Source organism: Nonomuraea cavernae (assembly GCF_040655715.1).
In the GTDB taxonomy this organism is placed as follows: Bacteria; Actinomycetota; Actinomycetes; order Streptosporangiales; family Streptosporangiaceae; genus Nonomuraea; species Nonomuraea cavernae_A.
On record NZ_JBFAKL010000029.1, the window covers coordinates 96555 to 105906 of the forward strand.

6 protein-coding genes are annotated in these 9352 nt (G+C 68.0%); 3 read left to right on the top strand and 3 right to left on the bottom strand.

Annotated elements, in window-relative coordinates:
- Positions 1-180: 180 nt before the first annotated feature.
- From AB0I38_RS32910 to AB0I38_RS32920, 3 genes are all read right to left on the bottom strand, one after another.
- The gene (locus AB0I38_RS32910) at positions 181-4107 is read right to left on the bottom strand and encodes a vitamin B12-dependent ribonucleotide reductase (protein ID WP_436838798.1); all 3927 of its coding nucleotides are present in this window, start codon (positions 4105-4107) and stop codon (positions 181-183) included.
- 59 nt (positions 4108-4166) lie between these two features.
- Positions 4167-4622 carry a transcriptional regulator NrdR gene (nrdR, locus tag AB0I38_RS32915; protein ID WP_185087106.1) on the bottom strand — a complete coding sequence of 152 codons (456 nt, stop codon included), beginning with the start codon at positions 4620-4622 and terminating at the stop codon, positions 4167-4169.
- 350 nt (positions 4623-4972) lie between these two features.
- Entirely contained in the window at positions 4973-5290 is a 318-nt protein-coding gene (locus AB0I38_RS32920; RefSeq protein WP_358489177.1) for a LysM peptidoglycan-binding domain-containing protein, read from the bottom strand.
- A 1597-nt stretch (positions 5291-6887) separates the two neighbouring features.
- On the opposite strand from AB0I38_RS32920, the gene AB0I38_RS32925 reads away from it, so the two are divergent.
- From AB0I38_RS32925 to AB0I38_RS32935, 3 genes are all read left to right on the top strand, one after another.
- Positions 6888-7184 (top strand): hypothetical protein, encoded by a 297-nt coding sequence (locus AB0I38_RS32925; protein WP_358489179.1) that lies wholly within the window; start codon positions 6888-6890, stop codon positions 7182-7184.
- Positions 7185-7212: 28 nt separating this feature from the next.
- Complete coding sequence (gene lexA / locus AB0I38_RS32930; protein WP_358489185.1) at positions 7213-7923, top strand: transcriptional repressor LexA; 711 nt, start codon at positions 7213-7215, stop codon at positions 7921-7923.
- Positions 7924-8046: 123 nt separating this feature from the next.
- On the top strand, positions 8047-9156 hold the full coding sequence (locus AB0I38_RS32935) for a MalY/PatB family protein (protein WP_358489193.1): 1110 nt from the start codon (positions 8047-8049) through the stop codon (positions 9154-9156).
- Positions 9157-9352: the final 196 nt, after the last annotated feature.

A 9352-nucleotide genomic window follows, 5' to 3' on the forward strand; every position in this document is an offset into this window, starting at 1 on the left:
CCACGGTGCCACGTCACTTTAGGTACGTCAAGTACGTCGCGTACTGATCAGTCAACGGCACGGCCGACCGTACAGTTGCGCCAAGCGCAACAACTGGCACCAGATGTGTGAACGGGGCGTCAGCATGTCACCGACACCCCGTTGCCGACCAGGCATTTCACATCTAGCTGGAGCCCAAAACTAGCTGCAGCCGCTGGTCGAGCCGCAGCCCTCGCAGACGTAGCAGCTGCCCGCCGGCCGCATCTTGGTGCCGCACGTCATGCAGAGCGGCGCGTCGGCGGTGATGCGCCGGTGGTTCTCCAGCGTCAGCTCCTTGGCCGGCTCCAGCTCCGGCTTCTCCTCGATCGGCGCCGACTGCGCGAGCGCCTCGCGGTCGACCGGCTCCTGCAGCACCGCCGGGTCCTCGCCGCGCTGCTGCGCGGCGCGCTCGGCCGCCGAGAAGATGCCCAGCGCCGCCCGCTCGTCGTAGGGCAGGTGGTCGAGCGCCAGACGCCGGAAGATGTAGTCCATCACCGAGGTGGCCATCCGGATGTCCGGGTCGTCGGTCATCCCGGCCGGCTCGAACCGCATGTTGACGAACTTGCTCATGTACGTCTCGAGCGGCACGCCGTACTGGAGCCCTATCGAGATCGCCACCGAGAAGGCGTCCATGACGCCCGCCAGCGTCGAGCCCTGCTTGGACATCTTGAGGAAGACCTCGCCGAGCCCGTCGTCGGGGTAGGACGACGCGGTCATGTAGCCCTTGGCCCCGCCCACCGTGAAACGGGTGGTCGTGCTGGGCCGCTGGTTGGGCATCCGCCGCCTGGTCGGGCGGTTGATCTCGACGACCTTGACCTCGGGCTGCGCCTCGGTCTTGGTCTCCTCCTTCTTCTTGCCGCCGGCCGACAGCGGCTGGCCGACCTTGCAGTTGTCGCGGTAGACCGCCAGCGCCTTGAGGCCCAGCCTCCAGCCCTCCATGTAGACCTGCTCGATGTCGTCGATGGTCGCCGACTCGGGCAGGTTGACCGTCTTGGAGATGGCGCCCGACAGGAACGGCTGGGCCGCGGCCATCATGCGCACGTGGCCCATCGGAGCGATCGCGCGCTCGCCCATCGCGCAGTCGAACACCTCGTAGTGCTCCCCGCGCAACCCGGGAGCGTCGACGACGTGACCGTGCTCAGCGATGTACTCGACGATCGCCTCGGTCTGCTCCTGCTGGTAGCCGAGCTGCCGGAGCGCCCGCGGGATCGTCTGGTTGACGATCTGCATGGAACCGCCGCCCACCAGCTTCTTGAACTTGACCAGCGCCAGGTCGGGCTCGATGCCGGTCGTGTCACAGTCCATCATCAAGCCGATGGTGCCAGTGGGCGCGAGCAGACTGGCCTGGGCGTTGCGGTAGCCGTTCTTCTCGCCGATGCGCAGGCACTCCGACCACTGCCGGGACGCCTCGGCGTGGATCTTGCCGTCCATCGAGCCGATCGTGCGCAGGTTGTCGTTGGCGGCGGCGTGCTTGCGCATGACCCGCTTGTGCGGCTCGGCGTTGCGGGCGTAGCCGTCGTACGGGCCGACGGCGCCGGCCAGCTCCGCGCTGCGGCGGTAGGACGTGCCGGTCATCAGCGAGGTGATCGCCCCGGCCACGGCGCGACCGCCGTCGGAGTCGTAGGCGTGGCCGGTCGCCATGAGCAGCGCGCCCAGGTTGGCGTAGCCGATGCCGAGCTGACGGTAGGCGCGGGTCGTCTCGCCGATCTTCTCGGTCGGGAAGTCGGCGAACGTGATCGACACGTCCATCGCGGTGATGATGAGCTCGGTCAGCTTGACGAAGCCCTGGATGTCGAAGGAGTTGTCGTCCTTCAGGAACTTCAGCAGGTTGATGCTGGCCAGGTTGCACGATGAATTGTCGAGGTGCACGTACTCGGAGCAGTTGGCCACGACCACCCCGCCGACGATGTAGGAGTGGTTACGCGGCTCGGTGAGGTTGTAGGTGGTCTCGAAACCCTTCGGCTCACGGGAGACCATCCGGACACTGAGGTCCTTCCGGTAGTAGCCCGTGGTGTCGATGACCTCCTCCAGGCGCGCCTGCTTTCCAGGCACGCTGAACCCGATCTGCGCCGCGAACTCCCTGATGGACCAGGCGGTGATCCGAAGATCGTAGGAAGGCCCGTCGGACCCGTACGTGACTTCGGTGCCGTCCTTGCGGGTGTAGTTGAACGAGTCCTTCTTCGTGCCGGTTCTGTAGATCTTGCTGGCAATGCCGAATGAGGCCAGCAACTCCTGGACGCCGAGGAGAAGCTCCTCCGACCTGCTGCCCAGACCCACGTAGCGGCTTTCGTTGGACTTTTGGTTGACGACGCATCCGTCAGCGTCGAAAAGCCCCTGCAGGAAGTCGACGAGCATCTCGTCTGGCATCTCCCATACGGCATCGGGGATCGACTTCTCGGCGGACCTGCCCGTGGACACCCCCAGGGCGGCACAGAACTCGCGAAGCGCCGCACCCGCAGGACGGAGCTGCATGGTTCCGTTGTCCTGGACGCTGGGCTTGTAGTCGAAGCCTGTCATGCGCTTGAGCAGGCGGCTGTGCCGAGGCAGGATCTCCGCCTGCTCCTCCGCAGATCCATAAACCGTGACAGTGGCCTTGTCGGTCAGGCAGCCGTCACCGATCAGCCACCCAAGGTAGTGGGCAAGATCCCCGTCCCATTTCTCCGGCACGCTGAGACCGCGCTGTGACGTCCGGCCGTTCTCCCGCGCGCGCGACGGGATGTTCCAGGAAGCCATTGAACGCGGCGCGTACTGGAAGGACTTCGCCACCCGGTCGTCCTCGTGGAGCTCGTCGGCCCGCACGTATCCCCGGTTCTTCGTCCACAGCCGGTGGTTGGGCGTGCAGCGCAGCCGCGAACCATCTGAGAAGCGCAGCTCGACGATCTCGTTCGTGCCAGTGACCATGTATCGCGTCGGGCTCGTCGCGACGACACGGTCCTGCGGGTCCTCCTCCGAGGTCAGATCGTTGGTGTAGACCGAGAACGTCTCACCCGCTGCGGCACGGGCCACCAGGTCGTCCATGCGGATGAGGCCCTTGTCCGTCACCACGCGCTGATCGGCGGGGAAACAGGGGTTACTTGCGGTGATCCGACCCGTCTCGGGAGTGGTGTGCCAGTCGTTGATCGTGTCGTCGTACTGGATGCCCGGATCGGCACACTCCCACGCGGCCTTGGCCATCTTGCGGAACAGGTCGCGGGAGTCGACGGTCTCGATCACCTCGCCGGTGAGGCGGGCCCGCAGACCGAACTCGTCGCCCTGCTCCACGGCCCGCATGAACTCGTCGGAGACGCGGACCGAGTTGTTGGCGTTCTGGTACTGGACGGAGACGATGTCCTTGCCGCCCAGGTCCATGTCGAACCCGGCGTCGCGCAGCGCGCGGACCTTGTCCTCCTCACGCGCCTTGGTCTCGATGAACTCCTCGATGTCGGGGTGGTCGATGTCGAGTACGACCATCTTTGCGGCCCTACGGGTGGCGCCACCCGACTTGATGGTGCCCGCGCTCGCGTCGGCGCCGCGCATGAACGACACCGGGCCGCTGGCCGTGCCACCGCTGGAGAGCAGCTCCTTGGAGGAACGGATGCGCGAGAGGTTGACCCCCGAGCCCGAACCACCCTTGAAGATCACGCCCTCTTCCTTGTACCACTCCAGGATCGACTCCATCTGGTCGTCCACGGAGAGGATGAAACAGGCTGAAACCTGCTGAGGCGACTGGGTGCCCACGTTGAACCAGACCGGCGAGTTGAACGCGAAGATCTGGTGGACGAGGGCGTACTTCAGCTCGTGGTCGAAGATCTCGGCGTCCTCGTCGCCGGCGAAGTAGCCGTGCTCGACCGCCGTCCGGGTGTAGACGCCGACGACCCTGTCCACCAGCTGCTTGAGGCTCCACTCGCGCTGCGGCGTGCCCACGGCGCCGCGGAAGTACTTGGTCGTCACGATGTTGGCGGCGTTGACCGACCAGAACTCCGGAAACTCGACACCCCGCTGCTCGAAGTTGATCGAGCCGTCGCGCCAGTTGGTCATGACGACGTCACGGCGCTCCCACGCGATGTCGTCGTACGGGTGCACGCCCGGCTTGGTGAAGATCCGCTTCATCTTCAAACCTCTGCGAGGACGCTTACCCCCGCGTGCGACTGAACCGCTGACCGTCTCCGTCATGACTCCCCCTTCTCCGCCTTCAACTGTTCGATCTCGGCTTCGAAGTCCGCCAGGCTCTCGAAACCGCGATATACCGATGCGAACCGCAAGTAGGCCACCTCATCCAACTCCCGTAACGGGCCGAGGATCGCCAGCCCCACCTCGTTGGAGGGGAGCTCCGCCGCGCCTTTGGCCCTGATGGCCTCCTCCACCCGCTGGCCGAGCTGGGCCAGCGAGTCTTCGCTCACCGGTCTGCCCTGACAGGCCCGCCGCACGCCCGCGACGACCTTGTCCCGCGAGAACGGCTCCGTCACCCCACTGCGCTTGCTCACCATGAGGAGTACGGTCTCCTGCGTGGTGAACCTGCGCCCGCATTCGGGACAGGTCCGGCGACGCCGGATGGCGGCTCCGTCGTCCGTGGAACGACTGTCGATGACCCTGGTGTCAGGATGACGACAGAACGGACAATGCACGCTTTCGCCTCCTAGACCCGCGGTCACCACCGGCGTAAAGCATGTGCGACGGAACGCTCGCGCACGCCCCATAGCACGCTATGGTGCGGTCGCAGAAACACAAGGTGTGGTGAACTACATCGGTGTAACTACTAGATGTTGTGGTCCAACGGTAGAAGCGCGCGACCATGAACGCAAGTTGAGCAGACCCATCCAACCGAACTCGCTGATCAGCACAGCCTCATCTCGCTGACCCGGGCGTGTCGGTTCACGCGTCACTTCGCTTGGCTCACATCACGTTCGTGAACTTCTCTCACACCGGTATCCGCTTGCACACCGTTCAGCCGACCCGCACCGGGCCGCGCCCGCTCTCAGCCCGCGATGCCGCTCGGGACGTAGAGGCGGGTGCCCGGCCGGACTAACGAGCCGGGCAGGCGGTTGAGCCGCCTGATCTCCTCGGCGACCGCGCCTGGGTCACCGGACTCGGGCGCCACCGTCTCGGCGATCGACCACAGCGTGTCGCCCCGGCGCACGTCCACCCACGGCAGGCCCGCCTGCCAGGAGTGCCCCGTCACCACGGGCAACGAGGACGCGTGACTCGCCGTCCTGGTGCCGAGCCAGAAGCCGCCGAGCGACAGCAGCGCCATGCCCACCACCAGGACCGCACGGCCCCGTCGCGTCAGGCGCACGGGCGGCGCCTGCCGCTTAGCCGGGCGCGTCGCGGCTTCGCCCCCGCCGCCGCGCTCCCTCCTCCGCGCGCGTCGGCTCGTCTCCTGCGGCCGCCGGCCTTTGCGTGACCCCGTGCGTGACCCCGTGCGTGACTCCTTGCGTGACTCCTTGTGCGGCCCCTCCCGCCCGTTCTCCGGCCCGCTCACCACGAGGTCCGCGCCGGTCGGCACCGACACCAACCGCCGCCCGCCGCTCTCAGCCGCGCCCGCCCGACCCGGCCCGCAACTTTCGGCCGCGGCCCTTCGACTCAGCCCACCACTCTCGGCCGCGCCCGCCCGACCCAGCCCACCACTCTCGGCCGCGCCCGCCCGACCCAGCCCACCACTCTCGGCCGCGCCCGCCCGACCCGATCGGTCTCGCCGACGGGGACCAATCACACGCCCCGGTTCGCCTTGACGCCGAATGCCCTGCACCGGCTCCGTCCGACTCCCGGCGCCCGACGGGCCCCCCGTCTCACCTCTCCGACGAGAGCCGGACGCGCGCGCCGCCTCCTCTCGCAGACCGGATCCTCGCCCGCGCCCCTGCTTTCCTTGCAGCACCGCTTCGCCGTCGCGGACCGGTTCTCCTGAGCGGACCGCACCGTACTGGCCGGCCGCGCCACCTTGACCGGCGGACTCTCGCCGGACAGCTTGCCCGTCCAAGCGACGTGGAGGCGCAGGCGGCGATCCTTTCGACCGCTGCCCACCCTGACGCACCGGCGCGCCCCCGACATCGCCTGAAGAAAGGTCATCCATGAGATTCCGCCGGGATTCGCCGCCGCGTGCCGGGCCCCGCTTCGTACGCATCAGCGCGTCCGCGGCACGCCCCCCGCTACGCCCGGCCCTGCGTCCTTTCTGGGATCGCGCCGGCTCGGCGCCCGTCACTTCTCGCGCAGCGGGCTGCCGCCCCTCCCCGCGTGCCGAACCGCCACCCTCGGGCCCCGCCCCTCCACGGGCACGGCCGCCAGGATTCGCCCCTCCCCCGGCGTGTGGCGCGATGTCCTCGCTGCCTGGCTCCGGACGCGGCGGAGGCACCAGCCACAACTGCGGCCTCCCCGGCCCCGTCGATCTGCGCCCCGCCCTTCGCCCATCATGCGAAACCACGCTTCCCCCTCCCCTCTTGCCCCGCACCCCCTGCTCGATCCGCTCCCGCTCTGACGTCACCCCTCATTTCTGCGTCCCCACTCAACCCGGCCCTGATGACCTCACCCGAGCAACCACGGGCCGCGACTCCACCACCGCCATCGCCGGAAACCCCAGCCCCGTCGACGCCACCGGCACGGCGATCTTCAGAGTCACCCAGCGATGCGGACCCGCCGGACGAGCCCACGCCAAGCGAGCCCACGCTGGATGACCCCACGCCAAGCACGCCCACGCCGAATGACCCCTCGCCGCACAACCCCACGCCGGACGATTCCTCCCCGGACGAGCCCACGCCGGACGATTCCTCCCCGGACGAGTTCGGGATGCCAGGGAGCGGAAGTCGGGCATGGGGAGTGAGCGACCGCATGAAGTCCGGATCGGCGCTCGGCGTGTCGCCGGAAAATTCGTGCGTGCGTAGTCCAAAGCCTGTGTGGCCGTGACGGCCCTGGGTGACGTCGGCGACAGCGGCCGGTTGCTTGACGTGGTCTCTGCTCGGGTCTGTGATCCTGGCGGTTCGCACGGATGGACCTCCCACACCGTCGCGGCCCCGGGAAATGGCCAAATAAAGATCGGCGAATCGAACACGGTGTCGATCGAACTCCCGTACGATGTTGTACACCACGCTGCCGACATTTTCGAGGAAGACTCGAACAATTGTTTGAAGATGATCTTCAACAGCGATACGGTCGCTGTGTGCGACATGGAGACCACGGACCGGAAGGTTCGCCGGTGAGGCGGGCGGCCGGGCGAGGAGGAAGAGCATGAGCGAGCGGGATGACGCTAACGGGGTCACTGACCTCGCGGTGCGGCGGCGTGACTCCCTGGGGCTGACCCCCAGGCAGCGCAAGATCCTCGAAGTGATTCGCGACTCGGTGCAACAGCGCGGATATCCGCCGTCCATGCGTGAGATCGGCGAGGCCGTGCAGCTGACCAGCACGTCCAGCGTGTCGCACCAGTTGACGGCGTTGCAGCGCAAGGGCTACTTGAGGCGTGACCCCCACCGGCCGCGTGCGCTGGAGGTGCGTCTGCCTGGTGAGCCCGCGCTCTGGGTCGACCCCGACGCCGGCAGCGAGGAGTCGCCCTCGGTCAACCGCCCCACGGCCGCCTACGTGCCGCTGGTCGGCCGGATCGCCGCCGGTGGCCCGATCCTCGCCGAGGAGAGCGTCGAAGACGTCTTCGCCCTGCCCAAGCAGTTGGTCGGCGAGGGCACCCTGTTCCTCCTGCAGGTCGCCGGTGACTCCATGATCGAGGCCGCCATCGCCGACGGCGACTGGGTCGTCGTACGCCAGCAGCCGGTCGCGGAGAGCGGCGACATCGTGGCCGCCATGATCGACGGTGAGGCCACGGTCAAGACGTTCAAGCGCAAGGACGGTCACGTCTGGCTGGTCCCCCACAACCCCAACTACGACCCGATCCCCGGTGACGAGGCCAGCGTCCTGGGCAAGGTCGTCGCGGTGCTGCGCCGCCTCTGATCGTCCGTCGTTCCCGCGGCGCGCGGCGTCCCCCGCCCGCGCCGCACCGGCGCCCTCCGGCTCGGACGGCTCGGACGGCTCGGACGGCTCGGACGGCTCGCCCAAGAGATCTAAACTGAGCGGGTGAGCGACGAAATCCATCTACACGACCTCAAGTCACAACATGATGGATTGAAGTGGGCGGAAGCCGGACCAGGAGTCATCCCCGCCTGGGTGGCCGACATGGACCTGCCGACCGCCCCCGAAGTCATCCAGGCCCTGCGCCGCCGGGCCGAAGGCGACCTTGGCTACCCGACCTGGCTGATGAGCCCGCAATGCGGCCCCCTGGCCGAGGCGTTCGCCGAGCGCATGGCGACCAGGTACGCCTGGGAAGCCGATCCCCTGCACGTGCGCAGCTACACCGATCTCAACCAGGCGCTCCAGGTGCTCCTGCACGTCTGGACCCGGCCGGGCGACGGCGTGGCCGTGCACACCCCGGCCTACCACCCGTTCCTCGGCACCCTGGCCACCATGGAGCGCCCGCTTCGCGCCATCCAGATGCGACCCGAGGGCGACTCGTGGCGGTTCGAGGTGCCCGACCTGTCGGGCTGCCGGGTGCTGCTGCTGGTCAACCCGCACAATCCCACGGGCCGTGTCTTCACCCGCGAGGAGTTGGAAGGGCTGGCCGAGCACGCCGAGCGGCACGACCTGCTGGTTCTTTCCGACGAGATCCACGCCGACCTGGTGTACGACCCGTACGAGCACATCCCGTTCGCCACCATCCTGCCGGACCGGACCGTCACCCTGACCTCGGCCACCAAGGCGTTCAATCTCGGCGGGATCCGCTGCTCGGTGGCCCATGTCGGCTCGCCGGAGCTGCGTCAGGCCCTGGACGGGCAACCGCCCTTCGTCTACGGGTCGGCCAACCTGTTCGGGGTTGAGGCGACGGTCGCCGCGTGGCGGCACGGCGACGCCTGGCTCCGGGAGACCCTCGCCCTGTTCGACCGTAACCGCCGGACGATCGCCGAACGCCTGCCCCGGGCGGTCGGCTACCGCGTTCCGGAGGCCACCTACCTGGCCTGGCTCGACTATGGGCGGCCTGGCATGGCGGAGGTGCTGGAACAGGAGGCCAAGGTTCTGCTGAACGACGGCGCTCTGTTCGGCCCCGGCGGCGACACCTACGTCCGGCTGAACTTCGCCACCACCGAGCCCATCCTGGCCGAGATCCTCAACCGGCTGGACCGGGCCGGATAAGTCCTCCGGCCCGGTCCGCCGCCATGGCCGCGAGGGTTATTAGCTGCTAGCGAAATCATCAGCGTTCCTCAGTCCTTATCTGCGACCATCAGTGTGTGAATCTCTCCGAATGGGCCAGGCGGAACGGCGTCCACTACCAGACCGCCTGGAAGTGGGCGCGCGACGGGACCATGCCGGTCCCGGTCGTCAAGACCGC

Bases quoted from the DNA above. Each gene is read 5' to 3' on its own strand.
- lexA (WP_358489185.1), top strand. From the start codon at position 7,213: ATGAGCGAGCGGGATGACGCTAACGGGGTCACTGACCTCGCGGTGCGG.
- AB0I38_RS32910 (WP_436838798.1), bottom strand. From the start codon at position 4,107: ATGAAGCGGATCTTCACCAAGCCGGGCGTGCACCCGTACGACGACATC.